The organism is Niallia sp. Kr1, from assembly GCF_050389805.1.
GTDB lineage: Bacteria > Bacillota > Bacilli > Bacillales > Cytobacillaceae > Bacillus_BD.
In genome coordinates this window covers 3,762,318-3,788,314 of sequence record NZ_CP130945.1, presented here as the reverse complement: position 1 = coordinate 3,788,314, position 25,997 = coordinate 3,762,318, and the positions used below count along the sequence as shown (strand labels likewise).

The following is a 25,997-nucleotide window of genomic DNA, read 5'->3' as shown; positions in this document are numbered from 1 at the left end:
CATTAAGCAGAAGTCTTCCAGTTCTATACGTAGAGGATGATGCTGAAAGGTTCTAATTCAGTGGGGTTCAAACTCTAGCTGAATGAAGTTAAGCCTCAGGCGAGCCTTGCGATTTTTTATGGTATTTTATCGAGCGAGCTCGGTAAAAATTAGGGCGCAAATTTGATTCCACCCATATAAAAAAGTGATGTAGTTCCACATCACTTTTTTATATGGGCTTTTCTAATGTCCAGCTCCAGCGCCTACCCCCTCGAGGTCGCAAGCGTGTCTAGTGTCGGCTCCTAGGGACTGGGGTCATAAGCCAAGTACTTCTGAAGGCAAAGAACGCCTTAAGAATTACTCGTCTAGACCTGAGTCCCTGGACAGTCGCCTATACATTTCTTACAATTCCGTCAAGAAGATTAAGAACAATCTTCATGCCGGCTCGTCTTGCGCTTGGCCTTACAGGCATAAGTGCAACTACTCCTCTGTCTTCGCCTAAAGGCTTGCCAGTCGGAGAGTTTTCTTTATCGGGGGTGAGTGAGCAAGGCGCTTGCGCATTTCTAATGTCCGTTGGCACCAGGGATCATCATAAACGTTGTCCAGTATGTGAACCCGATGAAAAAGACCGTTAAATATGCCCCAAAAATGTAAATATACATACGCTCAGTAAGTTTTAAATAGCTAAGAAGTACGAAGAAACCTGTTTGTACGAGGAAAATTAAAGAAGTTGTATACATATCTCCTACATAAAACATAATGGTAAAGATTCCTGTCCAAAAACCAAGTACTCGAAACATTCGATCCAAGCGTATACCCCCTTTATAAACGTGTGACTTAAATCAGTTCACCACTATTATAATGAAGTATTCTGAAAAAGTAAACAAATCTTTATATTTAAAATAATTCAAAAAGAAGAAGCTGTGTGTTAACTTCTTCTTTTTGAAAATTATTAGATTTTAATTTGTGCTTACATAGTTAATTAATGAGCAAAAACAGCTTGGTATGTACAAGCCTCGCAACCTTTAAGCATGTTCTCGCCTTCTACTAATTCAATATCAGTAAATAGGGCTTGGAACATTCCTTTTAAGAATTGAACATGCATTTCACAAACATTTTCCATATGTTCTTGTGCGACTTCTTTAAATGGACAATTAAAAATCTGGAAATGTACTTTCTTTTTGTCGTCGCTCACTTGAAAATCTGGTGAAAGACCTGCAATCATAGATGCTGTTTTAATAATGTTAATTTTCTCATCAAAAGTTAATTGATCAACGGACTGAAGATTTTTAGCAAGCTCTTGCTCGATCAATTCGAGACCAAATTTTCTGCCTGTATCATAAAGAGCTTTTTGTCCGACTTCACCTAATGAGGCCATCGTTTCAATCGCAATGTTTGATAGCAGCTGATAATCACGATATGGAAAATGTAGCTGAATGACCTCGTTTGAAAGTCGATAGAGTCTACTAGGTCTTCCACCTTTACCTGTTTTTTTTGTTTCCGACACCAACATATTGACATCTTCAAGTTTTGTTAAATGAAGCCGTGCAACATTAGGATGAATGTTAAAGTTATCTGCAATTTCTTGAACCGTAACTTCCTGATGTTTTGTTGTAATGTAATTATAAATATAATATCGCGTTGGATCAGATAAAACATTTGTTATCTTTAGTGTTTGTTCCATGAAGTTCACCTCGGGGTCACTTTACTTTACTCTATTATAATACTGGTTTTAAAGGTTTACACTATATTCATCATAATTTTAGAAAATGTTCACAATTGACGTTTACATTTTGTAATATTTTGTTAATTAGACGGCTAAATGGTTATGAATAATTTGTGAACATTCATCAGAAATAATGTATTTATTTTCTTGAAAAAAGGAGGAAAAGACAAAGAAGAGGAGAATCTATCTTGGTATAATAATAAAAAGGCGGTGTATGTTAGTTGAGTTTAATCGAAACCCTTGCTGACAAAATCATTACAGATGCTGTCAGAAGCCATGCCACTGATGTCCACATTGTCCCACGTCGAAATGATACGCTTGTCCAACTTCGAATCTCCAACAAATTAGTGCCAAAGCTTCATTTACCAAAAGATGAATGCGATCGACTTGTATCCCATTTTAAATTCACAGCTTCCATGGATATAGGAGAACGGAGACGTCCCCAAAGTGGTGCTTGTTCCTATGTAATTGATGGTAAAATGGTAGGTCTTCGCCTATCGACTCTCCCGGCATCTCAAAATGAAAGCCTAGTTATCCGACTACTCCCCTTACATGAACACATTCCAATTTACCAAATTTCACTTTTTCCATCTATGACTAGAAAATTATTAGCATTATTAAAACATTCACATGGTTTGATTATTTTAACAGGTCCTACAGGAAGTGGGAAAACCTCAACCTTGTATTCACTTCTTAATGAAACGTCCCACTTATATAATCGCAATGTAATCACCCTCGAGGACCCCATTGAAAAAGAAAATGAACTTGTCTTGCAAGTCCAAGTAAATGAAAAAGCAGGGTTAACATACACGACAGGCTTAAAGGCCATATTACGGCATGATCCAGATATAATCATGGTTGGGGAAATTCGTGATGCCGAAACAGCTAAAATTGCGATTCGAGCTGCATTAACAGGTCATTTGGTACTAACTACAATGCATACAAGAGATGCAAAGGGGGCGATTTATCGGTTAGTGGAATTTGGAGTCAACTGGCAGGAAATTGAGCAGACGCTGGTCGCCATAACGGCGCAACGACTTGTTGAGTTGACTTGTCCTTATTGTTCAGGAGAATGTTCCCCATTTTGTTTGAGCTACGACAAAGCCAAAAGAGCGAGTGTTTTTGAATTACTTTCAGGCAGATCTCTATCATCTACATTAGGTGAGGTGAGAGGAGTAGGTAGTGGAGACCATTATCAAACATTAAAGGAGGTCATTAGAAAAGGAATTGCTTTAGGGTATGTAAAGGAAAGTGAGTATGATCGATGGGTGTTTTCAGATGAAGAGTAAATGGTCCTTACTTGAACAGTCCAATTTACTTAAAATGACAGGAGAATTATTGTTAAGAGGGTATCCTTTAGCGGAAGCTCTTGAATCCGTCATCTTTCATTTGCCGAATCACCGACGAAGGGAAATCAAAGAGGTTCTTGTTACATTGAAAGAAGGTTATCCCTTTTATCAGATTTTACAAAAGTTGAGATTTGATAAGCATGTTATCGGCTATGTCTTTTTTGCTGGGCAGCACGGCAGTCTAGCGATTGCCTTTATTGAAAGTAGCAAAATGATTCAAAACCGAGCAAATGACTTATTAAAATTAAAAAAATTATTATCTTATCCATTATTTCTTGTAGGGACGACCATTTTATTATTCGTCTTTGTCCAAAAGTATTTATTACCACGGTTTTCTACGCTATTTTCATCCATGAACCTAGAAGTGAATGTTTTTATCAAGCTACTCCATTATGTTGAGCATTTCTTACCTTTCATTTTCGTTCTTTTCCTTTTATTAATAGGGGTCTATGTTTTTTATTATTTGTATCGGTTTCGCAAGCTGTCACCCCTGGAACAAAAAAATATTTTAATGAAAATACCTTTCATTTCTACGTATTTACGCTTATTTTATACCCACTACTTTTCTGCGCAATTGAGTTATCTATTAGCTGGGGGATTAAGCGTCTATGAAGCATTAACGATGTTCGAAAACCATGAGGAGCAACCTTTTTATCAACAATTAGGAGAAGTGGTAAAAGGAAATCTAAGAAGGGGAGATAAATTGGAGAAGATTCTCCTACAATATTCTTTTTTTGAAAAAGAGTTAGCGACGATCGTAAAACACGGTCAAGAAAATGGAAAATTACCAGAAGAACTTATGTTTTTTGCTTCGCAATGTTTGCAGCGTTTAGAGGATAAGACGGAAAAATTAATGAAACAATTACAGCCGATTTTGTATAGTTTTATTGGCATTTTAATTGTGTCCATGTATTTAGCTGTATTGCTGCCGATGTTTCAATTACTAGATGGAATCTAATTTAATTATGGGAGGGCTTAATATGTTAAAAAAACAAGCGGGATTCACGTTGATTGAAATGATGATCGTTTTGATGGTGATTTCTATTCTGCTATTGATTACGGTACCGAATGTAACAAAGAACAATTCTAGTATTAATAAAAAAGGATGTGAGGCCTATTTAAAAATGGTTCAAAGTCAAGTACAGGCCTATCAAATGGAAAATGGAAATCAAACACCTACAGTTGAACTGCTTAAGCAGAATCAATATATTAGTACTACTACGTGTCCATCTGGTGAAACCATTGTGATTGTAGATGGAACTGTACAACTGGAACAATGAAAAATAATCAATTTGGTTTTACTTTAATCGAAACTCTGATTGTCTTAAGTGTTTTTCTGCTAATCGCCTCTCTATCTTTGTTCTTCCTGAAACCTCATTATGATTTTATTGAGAAGGAACGGTTTGTTTCATTATTTACCTCTGACATTCTTTATGCTCAACAGTATGCTATTTCTACACAAAAAGGTTTATATGTCTTTATTGAACCGAATCAACGTATGTACTATGTAGAAGAAAAGTACTCTCAAAACTATGTTGTGAAACGTGAATTACCGGCTTCTATTAAATTAGAACGGGGGTCATTAGGAGTTCGAACGATTAATTTTGAAATATTACCCGATGGCGGGGTTACAGATTTTGGGACATTTTTCTTTATTATTGGAAAGAAACGATATAAAGTGGTTTTTCAAATTGGAGCGGGGAGATTTTATGTTACGAGAGAATAAAGGCTATTTTTTACTTGAACTACTCATTAGTCTTTCCGGATGGATCTTAATCGCAAGTGTATTCGTTCCGATGATGATTGTATTCAATAAGCAATCAGTTGAGACACAAGAGAAATCAGAGGCACTACATATACTTTATGATTATTTGCAAGAAGCAGTCGTTGAAAATTCTGAGAGAAACGATTTTAGTGTGATTCAACATAATAAACGATACGACATTGTTTGGAGTGAAGGAAATGGGATAAAAAGCGAGGTATCCATTCAGTATGAAGATGTGTTCGGTAAAACCGTGCAAATTTCTGAGTCTATTCAGTAATAAAGGTTTTACATTAGTTGAAATGCTAGTTGCCTTTTCTATCTTTTTGATCATTGCCTCTTTTATTCCACTTTCTATTAAGATGATGATCCAAAACGAGATCGTAGATGAAAGATTACAACGGATGGAGTGGGAAGTGTTTATCTCACAAGTAAAAAAGGAAGTGCGAATGAGTGATACGATTACGATCAATCATAATCGATTGCTGTTAAATAGTAATGGGAAAAATATTATCTATGAACAATACGGTCCAAGTATTAGACGGCGGGTTGATTTAAAGGGGCATGAAATTTATTTGCAAAATATTAAAAGTGTTACATTTGAAAAACTGAACCAAGGGGTAAAAATTTCAGTTCAAGATATTTATGACCAAAATGAATCTAAGATCATTCGAACATTATTGAGAAAGGAGGAGGTCCATGCTCCGTAATCAAAAAGGTTTTACCTATCCCGTCACACTAGGTATCATGATTTTGTTATCCACTTTATTAGTCACCCAAATAGAGCAGTTTTTAATAGAAAGAAAAATGTTGAATGCAACAGAAAGCATATTAAAACAAGATTATTATTTATTAAGTGCGGTGGAACAAATACAAACTCAATTAATGAAAGATGAAAATGCAGCCAAGAATGGTACGTTTCATTTTAAAGAAGGTGAAGTTAGGTATCAAATATTGGAAAGATCGGAAGGTGTATGGGAGATAGCAATCAATATCATAATCCATGATAAGGATACGCTTTTTAAGGGGACGGCTGTCTATGACAGAAATCTAAGAAAGATCGTTAAATGGACGGAAATTAACTGAACGCTCGCCATTGTTTTAAAATGGTTCACTTTCGGACATACTCGTACTGATTAAGATGTCTTTATCCATAGGAGGAGGTATGTCTTTTGAAAACCAATGATTATGTTAAATATCTTACCCAGACTGTCGTTCAATATATTGATCAACCGAAAGATGAGCGAAAAAAACTACGCCAAGGAAAAAAGGAAGAAAGAGCCGATTTCCTGTATAGGTGGTTTGGGATTATTCCGTATGCATTAATGTTAAATTTTAAAAGAAAAGAAGAGAGAGAATGAAAGGTTGCTCCGTAAGTGAGCAACCTTTTCTATATTTTAAGAAGCGCCTGGGCTTATCTAACGTACTAAATAAAACAATCCACCATTAATGATTGAAATCACAATTTTAGGCTCGTATTGATCTTTTAATGCTTGTTTTTCGATATCATAATTATCGCCTTTTTCGTCTTGATCCTTATAAAAATGCTCGAGTAAATCCAAGTCCTTTTGCCAACGTATTTTTGCTTCTTCTGCCCAAGATTGATCTTCTTGTTCAATTTTGAATCTTAAATAATTTTCGATTCTTTTTAAACCGCTTTTTGGCATAATTAAAGGAGAAAGGGTAAAGGAGTAATCTGGAATTTTCGGCGTTAAATCTAATTGTAAAAGATTATCATGGAAATCTTCAATAAATTGACCGGTCATTAAGTTAAGACCTATGGAATGAAAAACATCTTTTTTTCGGTCGCATTGATAGGAAACCTTTAAATTTACACCAATCCATGGTTTTAATGGTGTCTGTTTATTTGGTAGAGCCGACGACTTTTCATATAGTCGAATGTAACCTGCTAACTTTTTCGTTGAATTAAAAATTTGATGCAGTCTTGGAGAACCAAAATGAATCGTTTCCCCATTTATTTGATCAGACACCTTATTAGGATCCGTAATAAGGGAGAGTTTCATTGGATTCGGTTCTCCCCCTGTTTTCTCAAGATAATGCCAATAAAAGGGGCGATTCATCAATTCTTTATCTAAATCAATGGTTAATTGAACATTCACATACCCTGGGCTATTTTCGAGAATTTCACATTCGTTTGCTATAAAATAACGTTCCAAAAAATTATGAATTTCCTGCTGCTGCATGATTTTCTTCTCCCTTCAATTCTTGAGCAAATTGGATCATGGAAGTAAGGTTATCCATTTTGATTTTCATTTCACCTTCAGAAGATGAGTGGTTGAAAATGTCCATTAAATGATCTTCGATATTTCCGAATTCTAGTTTGGTTAAAATGTCATCTAGTTCACCGATTACATTTTCAAACAAATTGATCTTTTCATATAATAATTTTAAAATATGATCTTCCACCGTTTCTTTAACTGCAAAATTATAGATTTTTACGTCCTTTTCTTGACCAAGACGGTGGATTCTCCCAATTCTCTGCTCAAGCCGCATTGGGTTCCAAGGCAAATCATAATTGATGATATGGTTACAAAATTGCAAGTTAATTCCTTCTCCACCAGCTTCAGTTGCGATGAGAACTTGGGCATTATTTTTAAATAGCTCTCTCATCCAATCTTTCTTTCCACGTTTAAAGCCGCCACGGAATGGAACGGAAGTAATGCCATGCTGTTTTAAGAACCATTGTAGGAAAAATTGGGTTGCCCGATACTCAGTAAAAATAATGACTTTATCATCGATTTCTTTAATTAATTCCAATGCCTTCTGTGCTTTTGAATTTGAATCCACTGCCTCTATTAGGGAAATTAAATGTTGAATTTTCCCTTTAAACTCTTCTGTAGGATTCTCTGCCTTTTGAAGCATATTTTTAAGTGTATAATAAACGGATTCTCGACTGCTGCAGGCTTCTCTTTGTAAAGTCATGATGGAAAATTGACTTTTATTGATCAGACCGTTCGATTGACCAAATTCTGAAAGTGCTTCATATAAATTCCTTTCTTTCTCCGTAAACTCAATTGTGATTGTTTCTACAATCCGTTTTGTCCATTCAATTCCAGTATCGGCACGCCTATTACGGATCATTACTTTATTCACTAGTTCTTTTAAATGCTCATTATCATCAAGGGAACGGGAATCTTTTTTATATTTATTATAAAAGTCCGATTCACTACCAAGATGCCCAGGCTTTAAAAGAGAAACTAGGTTAAAAATTTCACTAATTCGATTTTGAATTGGAGTAGCTGTTAATAGTAGACAAAATTTCTTTTTTAAGTTCTGCACAAATTCATAGTTTTTGGTTTTATTGTTTTTAAGCTTGTGAGCTTCATCAATAATGATTAAATCGTAATCTTGTTCATAAATGATTTCTCTGTGAGGAGATCTTTTAGCTGTATCAATTGAAGAAATAACGACATCACATTGTTCCCATACATAGCTTTTCCTTTGTGTAACAGCTGGAATAAAAAATTTTGTGTTGAGCTCAGATGCCCATTGAGTAACAAGGGATGCAGGTACAAGGATTAAAACCTTTTTAACGAGTCCACGAATCATATATTCTTTCAGAATTAAACCTGCTTCTATTGTTTTCCCAAGTCCCACTTCATCTGCAAGGATAGCTTTTCCGTTCATGTTTTCAACTACTTGTTTTGCCACTTCTAGTTGGTGTGGGAGTGGAGTTAAATGTGATAAATGTTTAGGTGCCAGAAGTCCTTCGAATTCGGGAATGACGGTATGCTTTTCTACCTCAACAGCTAAGTTAAATAATTCCCAGTTTCCCCAGGGACCATCATGATCCATTCGAGTCATTAATTCCTCTTGCCACGAGTGATCAAATTCAATATGCACCGACATTTATAACACCTCTCAAAATTTATTGACTATAATTTGTTCGACATGGTAGGATGAGGTTAAGAGAATATAAATGATTTAGAAATTTCCTATAATGTCGTTTATTAGCTTAGTATGATCTAAATGTTACAATTTTATGAATGGCGGATGAAAATAAGAGGAGAGACTACATTCGTAGCGCCGAAGGAGCAAGCAACATTTGTGAATCTCTCAGGCAAAAGAACTCTTGTTTGACGCAACTCTGGAGAGAGCTTTCTTTGATTAGGCCACCCAAGAGGAAAACCAATTATTTGGTAAACTTTCAGGTGAAAGGACAGAGACCCTATTGTTAAGGGGGGTCTCTGTCCTTTTTTGGTTCTAATGTAGTGAAAGCTAAAAATTAAAAATTTTCATTCATCTATGAAGGGGGCGTATACATGTCAGAGTTAAAGCGAACACCACTTTTTGACGTATACAAAGAATTTGGGGCTAAGACAATTGATTTTGGAGGATGGGAACTTCCTGTTCAGTTTTCAAGTATTAAAGAAGAACATGAAGCAGTCAGAACGAAAGCTGGATTATTTGATGTTTCACACATGGGAGAAATCACTGTAAGTGGAACTGAAAGTTTAACTTTTTTACAAAAAATGATGACTAATGATATTAGTAAAATAAAAATCGGTACAGCGCAGTACAATACCATGTGTTATGACAATGGGGGTACCGTGGATGATCTACTTGTTTATAAACTAGAAGAAAATTACTATTTGCTTGTTGTCAATGCATCTAATATTGAAAAAGACTACAATTGGTTAAAAGAGCATTGTGAGGGAGATGTAGCTCTTGAAAATATTTCAGATCAATTTGCTCTCCTTGCTTTACAAGGTCCATGTTCACAAGAAATCTTATCAAAATTAGTCGAAATTGACTTATCACAACTGAGTCCTTTCGCATTTGAAAAAGATGTTTTGGTTGCTGGCTATAAAGTTCTTGTTTCTAGAACAGGATATACAGGAGAGGATGGATTTGAACTATACTGTCAGCCATCAGATGCAATTGAATTATGGCGTAAGGTTTTAGAGGCAGGTAGTGAGTTTGGAATCTTACCTGTTGGTCTTGGGGCAAGGGATACTCTTCGTTTTGAAGTAAAGCTTGCTCTTTATGGTCAAGAGCTTTCACCAGAAATTACTCCTCTTGAAGCGGGAATTGGTTTTGCCGTGAAGCTAAATAAAGAAGCTGATTTTATCGGAAAAGCAGCATTAAAACAACAAAAGGAAAATGGAGTTCCAAGGAAATTAGTAGGAATTGAAATGATTGATCGAGGTGTTCCTCGCCATGGATATCCAGTTTTTGTTGGGGATGAGGAAGTCGGAGTTGTCACAACTGGTACACAATCTCCTACATTGAAAAAGAATGTAGGTCTAGTCTTGTTGAAATCAGAGTATGCAAAGTTAGAGCAAGAAGTCTCAGTGGAAATTCGTAACAAACAAATCAAAGCAAAAGTTGTTCCAACTCCTTTTTATAAAAGAGAAAAAAACTAACTGGGAGGTTCAATCATGAAGCATCGCTATTTACCTATGACAGAAGCAGACAAACAGGCAATGCTGCAAACAATCGGTGCAGAATCTGTAGATGAATTATTTAATGATATCCCTGAAAAAGTTCGTTTTAAGGGAGAATATAAGATTAAAAAGGCAAAATCGGAATCAGCGTTGTTAAAAGAATTAACACAATTAGCAGCTAATAATGCTGATTTACGTAGTAATACATCTTTTCTAGGTGCTGGTGTATACGATCACTATATTCCAGTTATCGTTGATCATGTAATTTCACGTTCTGAATTTTATACGGCTTATACTCCATATCAGCCCGAGATTTCCCAAGGAGAATTACAAGCGATTTTTGAATTTCAAACGATGATTTGTGAGCTAACTGGAATGGATGTTGCCAATTCATCCATGTATGATGGAGGCACTGCTTTAGCTGAAGCAGCTATGCTTTCTGCAGGGCATACACGCAGGAAAAAAATTCTCATTTCAAGTACGGTCCATCCGCAATCAAAGGAAGTTTTATACACATATGCACATGGACAGAATCTTGAGGTCGTGGAAATTCCTCATCAAGATGGTATGACAGATATTTCTGCGCTTAAGGAATTAATCGATCAGAATGTAGCATCCGTGATTGTTCAATATCCAAACTTTTTTGGCGGAATTGAACCATTAAAAGAAATTGAAGAATTAACCCATGCGCAAAAGTCCTTATTTGTTGTTTCAAGTAATCCACTTGCTTTAGGCGTTTTGAAACCACCTGGTGAGTTTGGTGCTGATATTGTGGTTGGAGATGCCCAAGTATTTGGAATTCCTACTGCATTTGGTGGACCACACTGTGGTTATTTTGCAACAACAACTAAATTAATGAGGAAGATCCCTGGACGTTTAGTTGGGCAAACAGTCGATGAAGAAGGTCAACGCGGTTTTGTATTAACTTTACAAGCTCGTGAACAGCATATTCGTCGTGATAAAGCTACATCAAATATTTGTTCCAATCAGGCGCTTAATGCATTAGCAGCTTCCGTAGCAATGACAGCTCTTGGTAAAAAAGGAGTTCGTGAAATGGCTGCAGCTAATATTCAGAAAGCGAATTATGCGAAAAAGCTGCTGAAAGATAAAGGTGTTGAGATTGCCTTTGACGGACCAATTTTCAATGAATTTGTTGTGAAATTAAATAAGCCAGTCAAAGAAGTAAATCAAAAATTATTAGAAAAGAAAATCATCGGTGGCTATGATTTGGGTCGTGACTTTTCAGCGTTGACTAATCACATGTTAATCGCAGTTACAGAATTAAGAACCAAGGAAGAAATCGATGCATTCGTGGCAGAATTGGGGGATTATCATGCATAAAGAAAATCAACCGTTAATTTTTGAAAATAGCGTTCCGGGTCGTGTTGGGTATAGTCTTCCTGAATTTGATGTACCGGAAATGGATTTAACAGAGCTTATTCCAAGTGGTTACATTCGTGAACAAGAGCCTGAATTACCAGAAGTATCTGAGCTTGATATTATGCGCCATTATACAGCATTATCAAAACGGAACCATGGTGTGGATTCAGGATTCTATCCACTTGGGTCTTGTACAATGAAATATAATCCTAAAATGAATGAAACAGCAGCACGTATGAATGGGTTTGCTCATTTACACCCATTACAAGAGGAAGATACCGTACAAGGAGCTCTTGAGCTTATGTATGATCTACAAGAACATCTTGTAGAAATTACAGGTATGGATGCTGTAACACTTCAGCCTGCTGCAGGGGCACATGGTGAATGGACTGGACTAATGATGATCCGTGCTTACCATTATGCAAATGGGGATAAGGGTAGAACAAAAGTGATTGTTCCTGACTCGGCACATGGAACCAATCCTGCATCAGCTGTAGTTGCAGGGTTTGAAACGGTCACGGTTAAATCTAATGATCAAGGTCTAGTTGATCTTGAAGACCTAAAACGAGTGGTAGGCCCTGATACGGCAGCACTTATGTTAACCAATCCAAATACGCTTGGCTTATTTGAAGAAAATATTTTGGAAATGGCTGAAATTGTTCATGGTGCTGGCGGTAAATTATATTACGATGGTGCTAATTTAAATGCCGTAATGTCTAAGGCGCGTCCTGGTGATATGGGCTTTGATGTTGTTCACTTAAATCTCCATAAAACATTTACAGGTCCACATGGTGGCGGTGGTCCAGGTTCTGGTCCTGTTGGTGTAAAATCTGATTTAATTCCATACTTGCCAAAGCCTGTTTTAACGAAAGAAAATGATAAATTTGTTCTAGACTATGATCGTCCATCATCTATTGGTCGTGTGAAACCTTATTTTGGAAACTTCGGTATTAATGTTCGTGCCTATACGTACATACGTACAATGGGACCAGATGGATTAAAAGCCGTAACAGAATATGCTGTTTTAAATGCGAATTATATGATGAGAAGATTAGCTCCATATTTTGATTTGCCATATGACAGACATTGTAAACATGAATTTGTTTTAAGTGGTAGTCGTCAGAAGAAATTAGGCGTACGTACATTAGATGTTGCAAAAAGATTGCTTGATTTTGGTTATCATCCACCAACAATTTACTTCCCGCTTAATGTTGAGGAATGTATCATGATTGAACCAACCGAAACAGAATCGAAGGAAACCCTTGATGCCTTTATCGATGCGATGATTCAAATTGCTAAAGAAGCTGAGGAAAATCCGGAAATCGTTCAAGAGGCACCGCATACTACTGTTATTGGTCGATTAGATGAAACATTAGCTGCTCGTAAGCCAGTTCTACGTTACAAAAAAGAAGTTGAAACCCCTCAAGAGGTTTAATTTCCTTGGGCGTATGGCTCAGATTTATTAGTGGAAATTCAACAGGCGAATTTTGATTCAAAAAAAGCTGACTCATTTGAGTCAGCTTTTCTTTGTCTTAATTCTTCCTGTCCATTTTTTAAAGCCACCTTTTAATTGATAAAGGTCTTTATAGCCTTTTTTGTAAAGTAGCTGTGCCGCACGACTTGATCTTTGTGTGTTTTGACAATACAAATAAACGGGCTTGTCTGGACGGATTTCCTGTAAACGCATTTTCATTTGTGATAGAGGGATATTTCTAGCCCCTAGAATATGTCCATTTTCAAATTCATTTGGTTCACGAACATCAATTAACTGTGCTTTTCGATACCCTTCTCGAAATTCCTCTTCGGTTAAGGTTTTTAAAATCCTACGTTGTTGTAACATGTTAAATAAAATATAAATGACCATGACCCCAACGATGATTAATAAAAGATATTCCAACTATAATTACTCCCTTCCAAGCAAAATACGCTAATTATTATTATATAGTTGATTTGCTCAGAGAGTAAAGAGAGATGAACAAAAAACTTTCGTACGAAAACATACTTTGTTTTTTACTATTATTTTGTTAGACTAATATGGTTGAATGAAAAGAAAATGGGGCGATTAAATGGAGAAAGAAACATGGAGGTTTATTGATTCTGGTAATGGTTCACCATCCTTTAATATGGCGTTGGATGAGGCATTATTAGAATGGAACAGCCAAGGAAAATTTCCCCCAGTCATACGTTTTTATGGATGGAATCCAGCCACTCTTTCTATCGGATATTTTCAAAAGGTAGAAAAGGAAATTGATATGGAAGTCGTCAAAGATCAAAATATTGGTTTTGTTCGTCGACCTACTGGTGGTAGGGCTGTTCTACATGAGCACGAGCTCACCTATAGTGTGATTGTGTCAGAAGAACATCCTGATATGCCAAAAACGGTAACAGAAGCATATCGGGTGATTTCAGAGGGAATTTTGAAAGGGTTCCACCAACTTGGTTTGGATGCCTATTTCGCTGTTCCAAAGACAGAAGAGGATAGAGAAGCTTTAAAAAGTCCGCATTCTGCTGTTTGTTTTGATGCTCCAAGCTGGTATGAACTTGTTGTGGAAGGTAGGAAAGTAGCCGGGAGTGCTCAGACTAGACAAAAAGGGGTTATCCTTCAACATGGTTCGATTTTGATTGACTTGGATGAGGATAAGCTTTTTAGTTTGTTTAAATATCCGAATGATCGAGTTAGAGAACGAATGCAACGCGCTTTTAAAAATAAAGCGGTAGCGATTAATGACCTTAGTTCGAAAAAGGTAACGCTGGATGAAGCGAAGCGCGCGTTTAAGGTTGGTTTTGAAGAGGGGCTAAATATTAACCTTGAACCATACCAATTAACAGATGATGAATTAAAAGTCGTTATGGATATTGCTAAAAAACGCTATGAAAGTGATGAATGGAACTTCATGAGATAGAGGAAAACTACTATCAGGTTCTAACATAGTTTAAATAAAGCAGAGAGAAATATTTCTGCTTTATTTTTCTGTGCAACTTCGGAAAAAGAGCGAAATTTATCATTTTCTGCAGATATTCGTATTATTACTCTAGTATTCTCTTATTTCTAGTAATTTTTGTGTTTGACAAATATATGTTTTTTTGATTTTAAATCAACATGTAGTGTCTTTTTAAATATTTATAACACAATATATTGATTTAATAGATTGGGTATGATATTTTAGGAATACATGAAAAGAAACATAGTCAACCATGAATGCTTATTGTTTAAAAATCACACCTAGTGTAGAAAACATGGAAACTATTTGAAGGAGTTGTATATATGTCTGTGGTGCTTGGACAAAATATGAGTTTGGATGTGGAACGATTAAACAAGGATATTGGACTATTTCCTCAGGTTCACCCCATTACTCCAGATATGAATATTACACATAAAGGGGTTTCTCGCCTCGTTATGCTTGATCGTTATACGTTCAAGGATACTGAAAAAATCACCTTGGCTAACGGAGATTTTGTTGTTTTAACAATTAAGGAAGATCCGAAATTTCCGGCGCGTGGTCTTGGATTTATTCTTGATATTGATTGGGAGAAGAAGACGGCTAAAGTATTAGTTGAAGAAGAGTTCAGGGCAGTGTTAGATGACCCAACTGAATCAAAAACAGGTGTCATTACCCGTCCGCTTGATGTCATCGAGAAACCGCTTGAGATCTATTATGAACAAATCGCTAAACGGAATGCAACTGGGCTCGCTTCTGTGGAAGAAACAGAGGAAAAAAGAAAAGAATGGTTTGGAAAGTTTTACCATGAGCTAGTAAGTTTAAACTTTATTCCAGCTGGACGTGTTCTATATGGCGCAGGCGCTGACACAGACGTAACGTATTTTAACTGTTATGTGATGCCTTTTGTCCAAGACTCACGTGAAGGCATATCAGAACACCGTAAGCAAGTTATGGAAATCATGAGCCGTGGCGGTGGGGTTGGAACAAATGGTTCAACATTAAGACCTCGCAACACATTAGCAAAAGGAGTCAACGGTAAATCATCTGGTTCCGTATCATGGTTAGATGATATTGCAAAACTGACTCATTTAGTTGAGCAAGGTGGTTCGCGCAGGGGAGCTCAAATGATTATGCTTAGTGACTGGCACCCTGATATCATTGAATTTATCATCTCAAAAATGCAAAACCCACGCATTTTACGTTTCTTAATCGAAAATACAAACGATGATAGTATTAAAAAATTAGCTAAAGATAAATTAAAATTTACTCCATTAACTGAGCAAGAAAAAGCGATGTATCAAGGAATTATTAATTATAAGCACATTCCTGGATTAGGCGGTTTCAGCGAAGGGATCATTGCTAATGCTGAAGAAACACTAGCAACTGGCGGAACATACTCTGTTCACAATCCAGAGTTCTTAACAGGAGCAAATATTTCTATTTGTTTAACAAAGGACTTTATGGATGCTGTTGAAAATGATGCAGAGTATGAACTTCGATTCCCAGATGTAGAAAGCTATACTCCAGAAGAAATGAAAATTTACAATGAAGAATGGCATAAAGTTGGCGATGTACGTGAATGGGAAAAACTTGGTTATAAAGTACGCACATACAAAAAAATCAAAGCAAAAGAGCTTTGGAATTTAATCAACATCTGTGCAACTTACTCAGCAGAACCAGGGATTTTCTTTATTGATAATGCGAACGACATGACAAACGCAAAAGCGTATGGTCAGAAAGTAGTTGCAACTAACCCATGTGGCGAGCAACCTCTCGCACCATTTTCAGTCTGTAACCTTGCTGCGGTGAACTTAGCTGAAATGGTTGATAAAGAAACAAAAACAGTTAACTTTGAAAAATTAAAGCAAACTGTAGAAGTTGGCGTTCGCATGCAAGATAACGTAATCAACGCGACACCATACTTCTTAGAAGAAAATAAAAAACAAGCACTTGGAGAGCGTCGTGTTGGTTTAGGTGTTATGGGACTACATGACTTACTTATCTATTGTGAAACAGAATACGGTTCAGAAGCAGGAAATAAACTTGTTGACCAAGTATTCGAGGTTATTGCGACAACAGCTTACCGTACATCTGTTGAACTTGGAAAAGAAAAGGGAAGCTTCCCATTCTTAACAGGTAAAACACAAGAAGAAACAAATCGTCTTCGTGAGGCATTCATTAACACTGGTTATATGAAGAAAATGCCTGAAGACATTAGAGAATCAATTCTAGAACATGGAATTCGTAACTCACACCTATTAACTGTTGCACCAACGGGTAAACACGTTGCCCCCTACATTTGTAAAAATGTAGCGTAAACTTGGCTGTATGCGGGAAACTCTGGCGTATCTTTTACTACCTAGCCTTGCCAGCTGATATAAGGTAAAAATGTAAAAGTGATGGTTAAACCTACCAGACAATCCGCAGGGAAGTCGTGGCTGACCCCTCAACGACTACATGCCGAGCAACCGAAATCATTCGGTTGATGATATAGTCTGACCCATATGGCGACATATGGAGCGGGTACTAATAACCCCCGCCCTCTAGAAATAGAGAGTAACAATTGTGAGCACTGGTACAATGGTAGGTGTATCAACAGGACTTGAACCATACTTCTCATTCTCATACTTTAGAAGTGGACGTTTAGGTAAGTTTATTGAAGTAAAAGCAGATATTGTTCAAGAGTATTTAAACCAACATCCTGAAGCAGATTCGGAAAATCTTCCACATTGGTTTGTAACAGCTATGGAATTAAAACCAGAAGCCCATGCAGATACACAATGTGTCATCCAACGTTGGATTGATAGCTCTATTAGTAAAACGGTTAATGCACCAAGAGGCTATAGTGTAGAACAAGTAGAAAAGGTATACGAGCGCCTTTATAAAGGTGGAGCAAAAGGTGGTACAGTCTATGTAGACGGTTCACGTGATACTCAAGTACTAACACTTAAAGCGGAAGAAAATCATATAGAAGAAACATATAGTAAAGAGGATACTCATACACATACAACAGAAAAACCACATGTTGTATTACTTGATACCATCAATGATTTACGTTCAACTTCTGTTACCATTGGTTCAGAAGTAGGCGATACTTGCCCAGTATGTCGCAAAGGGACAGTCGAAGAAATTGGTGGATGTAATACTTGCACAAACTGTAACGCACAATTGAAATGTGGACTTTAATATAGATAGAAAAGATGGAAACGAATTTGTTTCCATCTTTTTTCTTTGTCCTCTGTACTATTTCTTCCATTGCCGGATTAAAAATGTAAAAGTAAATACATCTTTGGGAGTGACTGCTGTGTATGTAGATGGTGTTTTTTCTGGAGGAGGTATTAAAGGAATTGCTTTAATTGGAGCTATCGAAGAAATTGAAAGACGTGGATATCGTTTTGAGCGTGTAGCAGGAGCAAGTGCTGGAGCCATTATTGCTTCTTTAATTGCCGCCCGATATACAAGTAAGGAAATTGATCAGTTGCTTGACGAACTTGATTTAAATATATTACTTGATGAAAGAAAAACCATCCTGCCTTATTCTATTGCAAAATGGATCACACTCTATTTTCGACTAGGTCTATATAAAGGAAATGCACTTGAAAAATGGCTTGCAGAAATTCTAGCAAGAAGGGGTCTTTATACGTTTGCCGATTTACCTCAACAGCATTTAAGATTTGTTGCATCCGACTTAACCAATGGTCGATTGATTGTATTACCTGATGATCTAATTAAATATGGAATTGATCCTCAAAGCTTTCCAATCGCAACAGCCGTCAGAATGAGCTGCAGTCTTCCTTATTTTTTTGAACCCGTCACATTAAAATCAAACGGAGAGAAGAGCATTATTGTCGATGGGGGAGTATTGAGTAATTTTCCACTATGGTTATTTGATGAGGATCATGTTGATCGGGTTAGACCTGTCATTGGCATAAAACTTAGCGCAAACCTAGAAGAATTTCCGAAGAATAAAATTAATAATGCGATTCAGCTATTTGCCGCCTTATTTGAAACCATGAAAGATGCCCATGATGCGCGCTATATCTCGAGAACACATGAAAAGGACATTATCTTCGTTCCAACAGCAGGTGTGGCCACAACAGAGTTTACCCTAACAGAACAAAAAAAGAAGATCTTGCTGCAGCATGGCCGAGATAGCGCTAGAAAATTTTTTGAAACCTGGAGATTTAATAAAAAAGTGATCTAGAATCATATCTAATAACAGGTAATAGGTTCTTTTTACGGTGCAAATAATGGCTTATATCTGAGGTTAGCCCACCTTTGGACGATAGCAGGTAAAAGACAATGTTTAGAGTCTGAAGTAAGCTCACCTTCAGACAATAGCAGGTAAAAGACAATGGTTAAGGTCTGAAGTCACTCCACCTTCGGGACATCTGAAGGCAAGCGGTCATAAGAAATAACTAAAGCCTATAAAAGGAAAAGTGAATCTAAGCTAAAAAACCAAATATTTAACTGCTTAAAAGAAAAAAACGTGTCTCATAGAAATGAGGCACGATTTTTTCTCTTACTTTTTCCTTTTTTTCCTTCAATAACGGTGAGTTGTGGGCGCGCATTTTTCTTCTTAAGTGCACGAGCACTTTTGATGGAAGTTAAATTCGGTTTCTTTTTCATCTGGTTCTTTTTCTGCGTCTTCATCATCATCCGGTTTTGAGGTTTAGCGTCCTTTTGGTTTCTTTTTGCGGATCTTTTAGCAGCTTTTCTAAATGCCTGTTGCTCACGCTTTGCTGGGCTAGGCTTATATAAGAGCTTAAAGAGTAAGAAAACAACTGCTGCAATTCCAATGATAATCGCGATCCCTTTGAAAAAACCGGCTGGATTACTAAATAACTTTGAAAGCAAGCCGATTATGGCTAGACCAATAACACCATATACAATGTAGTTTGTAGTCCGATTTTTCAAGAAAGCCACCTCCCTATTGAGCATAATGAGCAATTTTTATAATTTTTAAACTTGTATACATAAGGAATTAGCAAATTTATTCGTTAAACAACATAATAAAGTTGATTAGAAGAAACATTCTATAAAGAATATTCGGAAAAAAATAGGCGAAATCCTTCTTTTTTTCGAATCTGGGGATAAATTTAAAGTATCTTCATTTAAAATCCATTTGGGCTAAATGTCAAATGTTATTATCTTTCTCACCACTATTTTACTCCAAAAAAACGATTACGGCTATCATCTAGCATCGAAATATTATTATTTTAATAATTATGTATCAATTTTCTGAATAAATCAATAACTAAATATACAATAATTCAAAAATGATTAAAAAGCCTGCAAAATATAGCGGTTATTCAAGAAATCTGTCAAATCATGCAAAGAAAATCAGCAAGAAGGACATACTAGTTTTGGAGGTGTTATTCATGAGTGAAGATATTGCAAGAAAAGAAAAGCTAAAAGAAAAGCCCATGTCATTTTTGACACTTGTAGTGATCACAGGGTTCACTGGTGGGATTTTGTTAAGTGGTTTGGCCTATTTAGCCTATGTGTTTGATTTTACAACCATTTCACCTCGAGTGATTTTAGAACCTTGGACAGTTGGGGATTGGAAGAAAAGTTGGTTAGGTACAGTCATCTCCATTCTTTTAATTGGAGCAATCTCCATCCTTGTAGCACTTATTTATTATGGACTGTTAAGGAAGTTTAAAAGTATGTGGGTCGGAATTGCTTATGGTCTGCTTCTGTTTTTACTTGTATTTTTTGTGTTAAATCCGATATTTCCTGGAATACCGCCTTTTAATGATTTAAATGTTAATACGCTAGTAACATCAATCTGTTTATACGTCCTTTACGGATTATTTGTTGGATATACGATTTCCTATGAGGAATTAGAAATTAATAGCAGAATATCGAAAGAAGATGATGTAAAAGCTTAAAGGCACTTCAAGTGTATAAGTTTTGCTAAAGAATCCCATATGATAAAATAAGGAAAAAAGGCTCTTAGAAGCCTTTTTACGTTTAGGCTGGAAAATATCACTTTTTCATGCCGCTTGAAAAGGAGAGGATGACCTTGGAAAGAATAGAAAAGATCGTTTCTGCATTAGAAGAACAGGGATTAGACGGTATTTTAATTACAAGTCCTTATAATCGACGCTATGCTTCGCATTTTACCGGTACGGCAGGTACTGTTTTGATTAGTCGGAGCAAGGCGGTTTTTATTACGGATTTTCGTTATGTAGAACAAGCGGAAAAACAATGTATCGGTTATGAAATTGTTAGACAAAAGGGGAGCATGACCGAAGAAATTGCCAATAAAATTACTGAACTCGGAATCAAAAAGCTAGGTTTTGAACAAGACTACGTGACCTTTTCCACCTATAAAGAATATGAGTCCTCATTTAAAACAGAATTAATTCCAGTTTCAGGGATCATTGAAAAATTACGCTTGATTAAGAGTGGCTCAGAGATTAAGATATTAAAGGAAGCAGCAAGGATTGCTGATGCTGCCTTTGACCATATTATTAAATTCATTCAGCCCGGTATTACTGAGTTAGAAGTTTCGAATGAATTAGAGTTCTTTATGAGAAAAGCGGGAGCGACTTCATCTTCATTTGATACGATTGTCGCATCTGGTGTTCGTTCTGCGCTCCCACACGGAGTTGCAACAGATAAAGTCATTGAAAATGGGGAGTTTGTTACCCTTGACTTTGGTGCCTATTATCAAGGATATGCATCAGACATTACTCGAACCATTGCAGTCGGGAATCCGAGTGACCAATTGAAGGAAATATATCAAATTGTACTTAATGCACAATTACGTGGATTAAATGGGTTAAAACCAGGCATGAGCGGGAAGGAAGCCGATGATCTTACCAGAGATTACATAAATGAAAAAGGTTATGGTGAGTATTTCGGACATTCAACCGGTCATGGCATCGGGCTTGAGATTCATGAAGGGCCTAATCTTTCCATGAAGTCAGAATATACATTAGAACCTGGAATGGTTGTAACGGTTGAACCTGGAATATATATCGCAGGTTTAGGCGGAGTAAGAATTGAAGATGATACGTTAATCACTGATAAAGGAAATGAGCGCTTAACCTATTCTACAAAAGAACTGATTATACTTTAGGAGGATAAATACATGATTTCTGTTAATGATTTTCGTACAGGTTTAACGATTGAAGTAGATAATGGGATTTGGCGTGTTCTTGATTTCCAACACGTTAAGCCAGGAAAAGGAGCAGCGTTTGTTCGTTCCAAACTTCGTAACCTTCGTACAGGAGCGATTCAAGAAAAAACGTTCCGTGCTGGTGAAAAAGTAGGAAAAGCTCAAATTGATAACCGAAGAATGAATTACTTATATGCAAACGGGGATCAACATGTATTTATGGATAATGAATCCTATGATCAAATTGAATTAGCCGAAACTGCTATTGAGTACGAATTGAAATTTCTGAAAGAAAATATGGAAGTACATATTATGATGTACCATGGCGAAACCATTGGGATCGAACTTCCAAACACGGTTGAATTGGAAGTAACAGAAACAGAACCAGGAATTAAAGGTGATACTGCTTCAGGTGGTACGAAGCCAGCAACTCTTGAAACTGGACTCGTTGTCCAAGTTCCATTCTTCGTAAATCAAGGTGACCGCCTAATTATTAATACAACAGAGGGAAGTTACGTATCTCGAGCATAATAAATGAAAATCAATATACCTTAAAATGCTATTTTTAGATGGATTTACATCTTGCTCTTGATCTAGATTTGAGCTAAAATAAAGTCAAATAAAGCTGCGTTGTTCGCAATCGTATAAAGTTTCAACCTTTAGTAGAATTAAGGGAGTTCAATATGTAAAAATGAACAACATGCCTACACTGTTTAGGACGTTGAACATTTTTCTGAGGACACCCACCTGGTAGAGCAGGTCTTGAAACTCTATACAAATAAAGCGGCAATGGCGGCATAAATCTTCATAATCAAAGAGCAGTAGTGAATATCACTACTGCTTTTTTGCGTTCCCTCGAATTTATCCTTCAAAAAAAATCCTTCATCACTCGTTCCTCCATAATTCAAAGTCATAATGTGGTCAAGCAGGCATACATTTTAAATGAGCGATATTCATATTTGAGTGGAGGAGGAACCAAACAGTGAAATCAGTCTTATCCTATTTACCGAAAACAATATCCGAACAAATAAATAAAATCCCTCCGACTTTACTAAATGAAATTGAAGAGATACGGGTACGAGTGAATCGGCCGCTTGAGGTTTCTTCTAAAGGATTAGTACAGTTTTTTCCCTATACGGTGCAGACTGAGGATGCCCTACATTTGCTGAATAAAATTAGTCATCATTCTATTTATGCCTTAGAGGAGGAATTAAAACGAGGCTATATCACAATTGAGGGAGGGCATCGTATCGGATTGGCTGGGAAGGTCATTCTTGAAGAAGGAAGAGTGAAAGCCATTCGAGATGTATCTTCTTTTAATATTCGAATCGCAAGAGAGAAAATTGGAATTGCCGATAGGGTCATAAAGGATATATATAAAGGAAACTGGCTTCATACCATGATTGTGGGTCCGCCGCAAACAGGTAAAACCACATTGCTTCGGGATATTGCCCGCATCATTTCGGGAGGGGAGATACATTCTCAAAGAAAAGCAATGAAGGTGGGCATTGTCGATGAGCGTTCTGAAATCGCCGGATGTGTATCAGGAGTTCCGCAAATGACTTTCGGACATCGTGTAGATGTATTAGACGCATGTCCCAAAGCAGAAGGCATGATGATGATGATTCGATCCATGAGTCCTGACGTACTTGTTGTCGATGAAATTGGTCGATCGGAGGATTCAGAAGCCATTATGGAAGCACTCAATGCAGGTATTAAGTTAATTATGACCACCCATGGTAACTCATATGATGAAATCAAAAGACGCCCCACTTTAAAAAAATTGTTAGATGAAAAAGTGTTTGAACGATTTATCATTTTAAGCAAAACATCAACACCTGGAACAATTACAAGTATTTTAGATAGTGAAGGGAATAAGGTTACAAATAAAGTGAGTGTGTTATAAATGTTCAAAATTGTAGGAGCTATCTTAATTTTATTCGCTACAACATGGACAGGGTTTGAATTGGCCAAGCAACTATCAGAACGACCTAGGCAATTACGGACACTGAAAACAGCATTACAATCATTGGAAGCTGAAATTATGTATGGTCACACCCCGCTTCATGAGGCATCAAGAAGACTCTCACAACAGTTATCACCACCTATATCAGATTTTTTTACAAGTTTTGGAGATAAATTGACGCAAACTGAAACGACTGTAAGGGATGCATGGGAAGAGAGCTTAAAAGATATATGGGGGAAAACCGCCTTAAAAAAAGGTGAATTTGAAATCATGAAGCAATTTGGAGAAACACTTGGTCGGCATGATCGGGTTTCCCAGCAGAAGCAAATATTGCTTACCTTGACCCATCTAGAAAGAGAGGAGACTGAAGCAAGGGATAAGCAAGTAAAATATGAAAAAATGGTAAAAAGTATTGGTTTTTTATCAGGACTATTATTAATTATTTTACTCATGTAGCGGTAAGGGGGAGCAAGAGATGGGGTTAGAGGTTGATATTATTTTTAAAATCGCTGGGGTTGGGATTGTGGTTGCTTTCTTACATACAATCCTTGATCAAGTTGGGAAAAAAGAATACGCCCAGTGGGTAACGCTATTTGGGTTTATCTATATTTTGTTTATGGTTGCATCCATTGTAGACGATCTCTTTCAAAAAATTAAGTCTGTCTTCTTATTTCAAGGGTAAGGGAGGGATCTCCGATTGAAATTCTTCAAATAATTGGAATCGCCTTCGTTGCTACATTTCTTGCTTTAATTGTAAAAGAACAGAAGCCAAACTTTGCATTTCTAATTATTGTTTTTACTGGCTGTGCGGTTTTTCTGTTTTTAGTTGATCAAATCGCTGCGATTATTTCCATGATTGAAAAGTTGGCGATCAATGCAAATGTTAATTTAATTTATTTAGAAACGATCTTGAAAATCATTGGAATCGCCTATATCGCCGAGTTTGCCTCACAAATTACAAAAGATGCTGGACAAGGATCCATGGCTGCAAAGATTGAATTGGGAGGGAAAATTTTAATATTAGCAATGGCGATTCCGATCATCACCGTCTTAATTGAAACGATTGTTGAGCTCATCCCAAGTTAATTTTGTTTAATTTCATCAACGGACTAACACCTTATGTATTTCTAATTAGAGGTGAAAGAAATGAAGCAACGGTTATCTCTGATTCTTCTATTATTTGCTATATTCACTTTTCTCCTCGTTCCAAGTGTACAAGCTTCACCGCAAACACCACTTGAAAATGATCATGTGGAGTATGGCCTGCAAGATGCGGTCAATTCCCAATTGGAATCATTAAATTTAGACGAATTGAGAGGGTTTTGGGAGGATGTGATGGACGAGTATGGTGGATTCCTACCAGAAAGTCAAAAAGGGAGTTTATATGACTTTTTAAAGGGTGAAAAAGAGTTTTCCTTAAAAGAATGGCTTACAGGTGTTTTAAAGTTTGCCTTTCATGAATTTGTAGCCAATGGAAAGCTACTTGGGGCATTAGTGATTCTAACTGTTTTCAGTATGTTTTTACAATCGTTGCAAAATGCATTTGAAAACGGGGCGATCAGTAAAACAGCCTATGCGGTTGTATTTATGGTGTTATCGATCATCGCTTTGAACAGTTTTTATGTAGCTACGACCTATGCGGTAGAAGCCATTACCACCATGACAAGTTTTATTATGGCGTTGATTCCATTACTATTGGCCTTAATTGCCGCATCAGGTGGGTTAGTATCAGCAGCTTTTTTTCACCCGATTATTCTATTTCTTATGAATATAAGCGGTTTATTTATAAAATCCATTGTTTTACCGCTTTTGTTTCTCGCTACTTTATTAAGTGTGGTTAGTACATTAAGTGAGCAATATAAAGTATCTCAACTAGCTAAATTATTGCGAAATGGAAGTATCTCCCTTTTAGGATTATTTTTTACCGTCTTCCTTGGCGTTATTTCCGTTCAAGGTGCCTCTGCGGCAGTTACAGATGGGATCACGCTTAGGACGGCTAAGTTTATCACAGGAAACTTTATTCCTGTGATTGGTAGGATGTTCTCTGATGCTACCGATACGGTTGTCAGTGCCTCAGTGTTATTAAAAAATACAGTTGGCATTGTTGGGGTAGCGGTTCTTTTAATGATTGTTGCATTCCCGGCAGTGAAAATATTAATGATTGCCTTAATTTATAAATTTTCAGCGGCAATTTTGCAGCCATTAGGTGGGGGACCGATCATCTCATGTCTTGATATTATCGGAAAAAGCATTATCTATGTATTTGCAGCTCTGGCCATTGTGTCATTTATGTTCTTTTTAAGTATCACTGTCATTGTCGCAGCTGGAAACTTAACAGTGATGGTTAGGTAGGTGA

General features: G+C 36.7%; 27 protein-coding genes, 1 other RNA gene, 2 pseudogenes and 1 riboswitch. Of the genes and pseudogenes, 24 read left to right on the top strand and 6 right to left on the bottom strand.

Translation table 11 applies throughout. The annotated features are described in order from the left end of the window. Positions 1-542: 542 nt before the first annotated feature. Positions 543-788, bottom strand: coding sequence for a DUF2626 domain-containing protein (locus Q5760_RS18595; protein ID WP_428909106.1), 246 nt, complete (start codon positions 786-788; stop codon positions 543-545). A gap of 173 nt (positions 789-961) precedes the next feature. Next, a complete protein-coding gene (locus Q5760_RS18590) occupies positions 962-1,663 on the bottom strand; it encodes a helix-turn-helix transcriptional regulator (protein ID WP_428909105.1) in 702 nt (233 codons plus the stop codon). 263 nt (positions 1,664-1,926) lie between these two features. On the opposite strand from Q5760_RS18590, the gene comGA reads away from it, so the two are divergent. The 8 genes from comGA (at position 1,927) to Q5760_RS18550 (ending at position 6,177) form a co-directional block, all read left to right on the top strand. Further along, a complete protein-coding gene (gene comGA / locus Q5760_RS18585; protein ID WP_428909104.1) occupies positions 1,927-2,994 on the top strand; it encodes a competence type IV pilus ATPase ComGA in 1,068 nt (355 codons plus the stop codon). Beyond that, positions 2,984-4,012: a competence type IV pilus assembly protein ComGB gene (comGB, locus tag Q5760_RS18580; RefSeq protein ID WP_428909103.1), complete on the top strand. Its 1,029-nt coding sequence runs from the start codon at positions 2,984-2,986 to the stop codon at positions 4,010-4,012. The genes comGA and comGB overlap by 11 nt, the downstream gene beginning before the upstream one ends. Before the next feature lie 22 nt (positions 4,013-4,034). Then, positions 4,035-4,334, top strand: a complete 300-nt coding sequence (gene comGC, locus Q5760_RS18575; protein ID WP_428909102.1) for a competence type IV pilus major pilin ComGC — start codon at positions 4,035-4,037, stop codon at positions 4,332-4,334. Further along, on the top strand, positions 4,331-4,780 hold the full coding sequence (comGD, locus tag Q5760_RS18570) for a competence type IV pilus minor pilin ComGD (protein ID WP_428909101.1): 450 nt from the start codon (positions 4,331-4,333) through the stop codon (positions 4,778-4,780). The genes comGC and comGD overlap by 4 nt, the downstream gene beginning before the upstream one ends. Next, a complete protein-coding gene (comGE, locus tag Q5760_RS18565) occupies positions 4,764-5,096 on the top strand; it encodes a competence type IV pilus minor pilin ComGE (protein WP_428909100.1) in 333 nt (110 codons plus the stop codon). Before comGD ends, comGE begins: the two co-directional genes overlap by 17 nt. Then, on the top strand, positions 5,047-5,526 hold the full coding sequence (gene comGF, locus Q5760_RS18560; RefSeq protein ID WP_428909099.1) for a competence type IV pilus minor pilin ComGF: 480 nt from the start codon (positions 5,047-5,049) through the stop codon (positions 5,524-5,526). Before comGE ends, comGF begins: the two co-directional genes overlap by 50 nt. Beyond that, positions 5,516-5,902, top strand: a complete 387-nt coding sequence (comGG, locus tag Q5760_RS18555) for a competence type IV pilus minor pilin ComGG (RefSeq protein WP_428909098.1) — start codon at positions 5,516-5,518, stop codon at positions 5,900-5,902. Before comGF ends, comGG begins: the two co-directional genes overlap by 11 nt. 86 nt (positions 5,903-5,988) lie before the next feature. After that, positions 5,989-6,177 carry a YqzE family protein gene (locus Q5760_RS18550; protein WP_428909097.1) on the top strand — a complete coding sequence of 63 codons (189 nt, stop codon included), beginning with the start codon at positions 5,989-5,991 and terminating at the stop codon, positions 6,175-6,177. 57 nt (positions 6,178-6,234) lie between these two features. Here the strand turns inward: Q5760_RS18550 and Q5760_RS18545 are convergent, their stop codons facing one another. Together Q5760_RS18545 and Q5760_RS18540 are read right to left on the bottom strand one after the other, a co-directional pair. Next, positions 6,235-7,020, bottom strand: a complete 786-nt coding sequence (locus Q5760_RS18545) for a YqhG family protein (RefSeq protein ID WP_428909096.1) — start codon at positions 7,018-7,020, stop codon at positions 6,235-6,237. Beyond that, positions 6,998-8,686, bottom strand: coding sequence for a DEAD/DEAH box helicase (locus tag Q5760_RS18540; RefSeq protein WP_428909095.1), 1,689 nt, complete (start codon positions 8,684-8,686; stop codon positions 6,998-7,000). Before Q5760_RS18540 ends, Q5760_RS18545 begins: the two co-directional genes overlap by 23 nt. A gap of 144 nt (positions 8,687-8,830) precedes the next feature. Continuing rightward, positions 8,831-8,919: riboswitch (glycine riboswitch) on the top strand. A 180-nt stretch (positions 8,920-9,099) separates the two neighbouring features. On the opposite strand from Q5760_RS18540, the gene gcvT reads away from it, so the two are divergent. Genes gcvT through gcvPB form a run of 3 tightly spaced genes read left to right on the top strand, consistent with a single transcriptional unit; the run spans position 9,100 to position 13,039 of the window. Continuing rightward, positions 9,100-10,203, top strand: a complete 1,104-nt coding sequence (gene gcvT, locus Q5760_RS18535; RefSeq protein WP_428909094.1) for a glycine cleavage system aminomethyltransferase GcvT — start codon at positions 9,100-9,102, stop codon at positions 10,201-10,203. A gap of 15 nt (positions 10,204-10,218) precedes the next feature. Continuing rightward, a complete protein-coding gene (gene gcvPA / locus Q5760_RS18530; protein ID WP_428909093.1) occupies positions 10,219-11,565 on the top strand; it encodes an aminomethyl-transferring glycine dehydrogenase subunit GcvPA in 1,347 nt (448 codons plus the stop codon). Further along, positions 11,558-13,039, top strand: a complete 1,482-nt coding sequence (gcvPB, locus tag Q5760_RS18525; RefSeq protein ID WP_428909092.1) for an aminomethyl-transferring glycine dehydrogenase subunit GcvPB — start codon at positions 11,558-11,560, stop codon at positions 13,037-13,039. The genes gcvPA and gcvPB overlap by 8 nt, the downstream gene beginning before the upstream one ends. Before the next feature lie 81 nt (positions 13,040-13,120). Here the strand turns inward: gcvPB and Q5760_RS18520 are convergent, their stop codons facing one another. Next, positions 13,121-13,468 (bottom strand): rhodanese-like domain-containing protein, encoded by a 348-nt coding sequence (locus tag Q5760_RS18520; protein ID WP_428912627.1) that lies wholly within the window; start codon positions 13,466-13,468, stop codon positions 13,121-13,123. A 202-nt stretch (positions 13,469-13,670) separates the two neighbouring features. Between Q5760_RS18520 and Q5760_RS18515 the strand changes: the two genes are divergently transcribed. From Q5760_RS18515 to Q5760_RS18500, 4 genes and pseudogenes are all read left to right on the top strand, one after another. Further along, positions 13,671-14,507: a lipoate--protein ligase family protein gene (locus Q5760_RS18515; RefSeq protein ID WP_428909091.1), complete on the top strand. Its 837-nt coding sequence runs from the start codon at positions 13,671-13,673 to the stop codon at positions 14,505-14,507. Positions 14,508-14,869: 362 nt separating this feature from the next. Next, a pseudogene (locus Q5760_RS18510) lies at positions 14,870-16,825 on the top strand (vitamin B12-dependent ribonucleotide reductase); the annotation flags it as partial. Positions 16,826-17,114: 289 nt separating this feature from the next. Then, positions 17,115-17,732, top strand: a pseudogene (locus Q5760_RS18505) (vitamin B12-dependent ribonucleotide reductase); the annotation flags it as partial. Between the two features lie 118 nt (positions 17,733-17,850). Continuing rightward, a complete protein-coding gene (locus Q5760_RS18500) occupies positions 17,851-18,750 on the top strand; it encodes a patatin-like phospholipase family protein (protein WP_428909090.1) in 900 nt (299 codons plus the stop codon). A gap of 290 nt (positions 18,751-19,040) precedes the next feature. On the opposite strand, the gene Q5760_RS18495 is transcribed toward Q5760_RS18500, so the two are convergent. Then, a complete protein-coding gene (locus Q5760_RS18495) occupies positions 19,041-19,472 on the bottom strand; it encodes an SA1362 family protein (RefSeq protein ID WP_428909089.1) in 432 nt (143 codons plus the stop codon). A 455-nt stretch (positions 19,473-19,927) separates the two neighbouring features. On the opposite strand from Q5760_RS18495, the gene Q5760_RS18490 reads away from it, so the two are divergent. The 9 genes from Q5760_RS18490 to spoIIIAE all read left to right on the top strand — a co-directional run bounded on the left by Q5760_RS18490 (position 19,928) and on the right by spoIIIAE (position 25,993). Further along, the gene (locus Q5760_RS18490; protein WP_428909088.1) at positions 19,928-20,440 is read left to right on the top strand and encodes a YqhR family membrane protein; all 513 of its coding nucleotides are present in this window, start codon (positions 19,928-19,930) and stop codon (positions 20,438-20,440) included. Positions 20,441-20,574: 134 nt separating this feature from the next. Further along, on the top strand, positions 20,575-21,636 hold the full coding sequence (locus Q5760_RS18485) for a M24 family metallopeptidase (RefSeq protein WP_428909087.1): 1,062 nt from the start codon (positions 20,575-20,577) through the stop codon (positions 21,634-21,636). A 12-nt stretch (positions 21,637-21,648) separates the two neighbouring features. Then, positions 21,649-22,206 (top strand): elongation factor P, encoded by a 558-nt coding sequence (gene efp / locus Q5760_RS18480; protein ID WP_428909086.1) that lies wholly within the window; start codon positions 21,649-21,651, stop codon positions 22,204-22,206. Positions 22,207-22,294: 88 nt separating this feature from the next. Then, positions 22,295-22,478: non-coding RNA, 6S RNA (ssrS, locus tag Q5760_RS18475), on the top strand. A 179-nt stretch (positions 22,479-22,657) separates the two neighbouring features. Then, the gene (gene spoIIIAA / locus Q5760_RS18470; RefSeq protein WP_428909085.1) at positions 22,658-23,581 is read left to right on the top strand and encodes a stage III sporulation protein AA; all 924 of its coding nucleotides are present in this window, start codon (positions 22,658-22,660) and stop codon (positions 23,579-23,581) included. Beyond that, positions 23,582-24,097, top strand: coding sequence for a stage III sporulation protein SpoIIIAB (gene spoIIIAB, locus Q5760_RS18465; protein WP_428909084.1), 516 nt, complete (start codon positions 23,582-23,584; stop codon positions 24,095-24,097). A gap of 19 nt (positions 24,098-24,116) precedes the next feature. After that, entirely contained in the window at positions 24,117-24,323 is a 207-nt protein-coding gene (gene spoIIIAC / locus Q5760_RS18460) for a stage III sporulation protein AC (protein ID WP_009794945.1), read from the top strand. A 20-nt stretch (positions 24,324-24,343) separates the two neighbouring features. Next, positions 24,344-24,727 carry a stage III sporulation protein AD gene (gene spoIIIAD, locus Q5760_RS18455; RefSeq protein WP_428912626.1) on the top strand — a complete coding sequence of 128 codons (384 nt, stop codon included), beginning with the start codon at positions 24,344-24,346 and terminating at the stop codon, positions 24,725-24,727. Between the two features lie 60 nt (positions 24,728-24,787). Continuing rightward, positions 24,788-25,993, top strand: coding sequence for a stage III sporulation protein AE (spoIIIAE, locus tag Q5760_RS18450; protein WP_428909083.1), 1,206 nt, complete (start codon positions 24,788-24,790; stop codon positions 25,991-25,993). Positions 25,994-25,997 lie beyond the last annotated feature (4 nt).

What these genes read in the sequence shown, in the direction of transcription:
- Q5760_RS18520 (WP_428912627.1), bottom strand. Translation starts at nt 13,468, where the DNA reads ATGGTCATTTATATTTTATTTAACATGTTACAACAACGTAGGATTTTA.
- spoIIIAB (WP_428909084.1), top strand. Translation starts at nt 23,582, where the DNA reads ATGTTCAAAATTGTAGGAGCTATCTTAATTTTATTCGCTACAACATGG.
- comGB (WP_428909103.1), top strand. Translation starts at nt 2,984, where the DNA reads ATGAAGAGTAAATGGTCCTTACTTGAACAGTCCAATTTACTTAAAATG.
- comGE (WP_428909100.1), top strand. Translation starts at nt 4,764, where the DNA reads ATGTTACGAGAGAATAAAGGCTATTTTTTACTTGAACTACTCATTAGT.
- gcvT (WP_428909094.1), top strand. Translation starts at nt 9,100, where the DNA reads ATGTCAGAGTTAAAGCGAACACCACTTTTTGACGTATACAAAGAATTT.
- efp (WP_428909086.1), top strand. Translation starts at nt 21,649, where the DNA reads ATGATTTCTGTTAATGATTTTCGTACAGGTTTAACGATTGAAGTAGAT.
- comGC (WP_428909102.1), top strand. Translation starts at nt 4,035, where the DNA reads ATGTTAAAAAAACAAGCGGGATTCACGTTGATTGAAATGATGATCGTT.
- comGG (WP_428909098.1), top strand. Translation starts at nt 5,516, where the DNA reads ATGCTCCGTAATCAAAAAGGTTTTACCTATCCCGTCACACTAGGTATC.
- comGF (WP_428909099.1), top strand. Translation starts at nt 5,047, where the DNA reads ATGAAGATGTGTTCGGTAAAACCGTGCAAATTTCTGAGTCTATTCAGT.
- Q5760_RS18490 (WP_428909088.1), top strand. Translation starts at nt 19,928, where the DNA reads ATGAGTGAAGATATTGCAAGAAAAGAAAAGCTAAAAGAAAAGCCCATG.
- Q5760_RS18545 (WP_428909096.1), bottom strand. Translation starts at nt 7,020, where the DNA reads ATGCAGCAGCAGGAAATTCATAATTTTTTGGAACGTTATTTTATAGCA.
- Q5760_RS18540 (WP_428909095.1), bottom strand. Translation starts at nt 8,686, where the DNA reads ATGTCGGTGCATATTGAATTTGATCACTCGTGGCAAGAGGAATTAATG.
- gcvPB (WP_428909092.1), top strand. Translation starts at nt 11,558, where the DNA reads ATGCATAAAGAAAATCAACCGTTAATTTTTGAAAATAGCGTTCCGGGT.
- Q5760_RS18590 (WP_428909105.1), bottom strand. Translation starts at nt 1,663, where the DNA reads ATGGAACAAACACTAAAGATAACAAATGTTTTATCTGATCCAACGCGA.
- gcvPA (WP_428909093.1), top strand. Translation starts at nt 10,219, where the DNA reads ATGAAGCATCGCTATTTACCTATGACAGAAGCAGACAAACAGGCAATG.
- spoIIIAC (WP_009794945.1), top strand. Translation starts at nt 24,117, where the DNA reads ATGGGGTTAGAGGTTGATATTATTTTTAAAATCGCTGGGGTTGGGATT.
- Q5760_RS18515 (WP_428909091.1), top strand. Translation starts at nt 13,671, where the DNA reads ATGGAGAAAGAAACATGGAGGTTTATTGATTCTGGTAATGGTTCACCA.
- spoIIIAE (WP_428909083.1), top strand. Translation starts at nt 24,788, where the DNA reads ATGAAGCAACGGTTATCTCTGATTCTTCTATTATTTGCTATATTCACT.
- comGD (WP_428909101.1), top strand. Translation starts at nt 4,331, where the DNA reads ATGAAAAATAATCAATTTGGTTTTACTTTAATCGAAACTCTGATTGTC.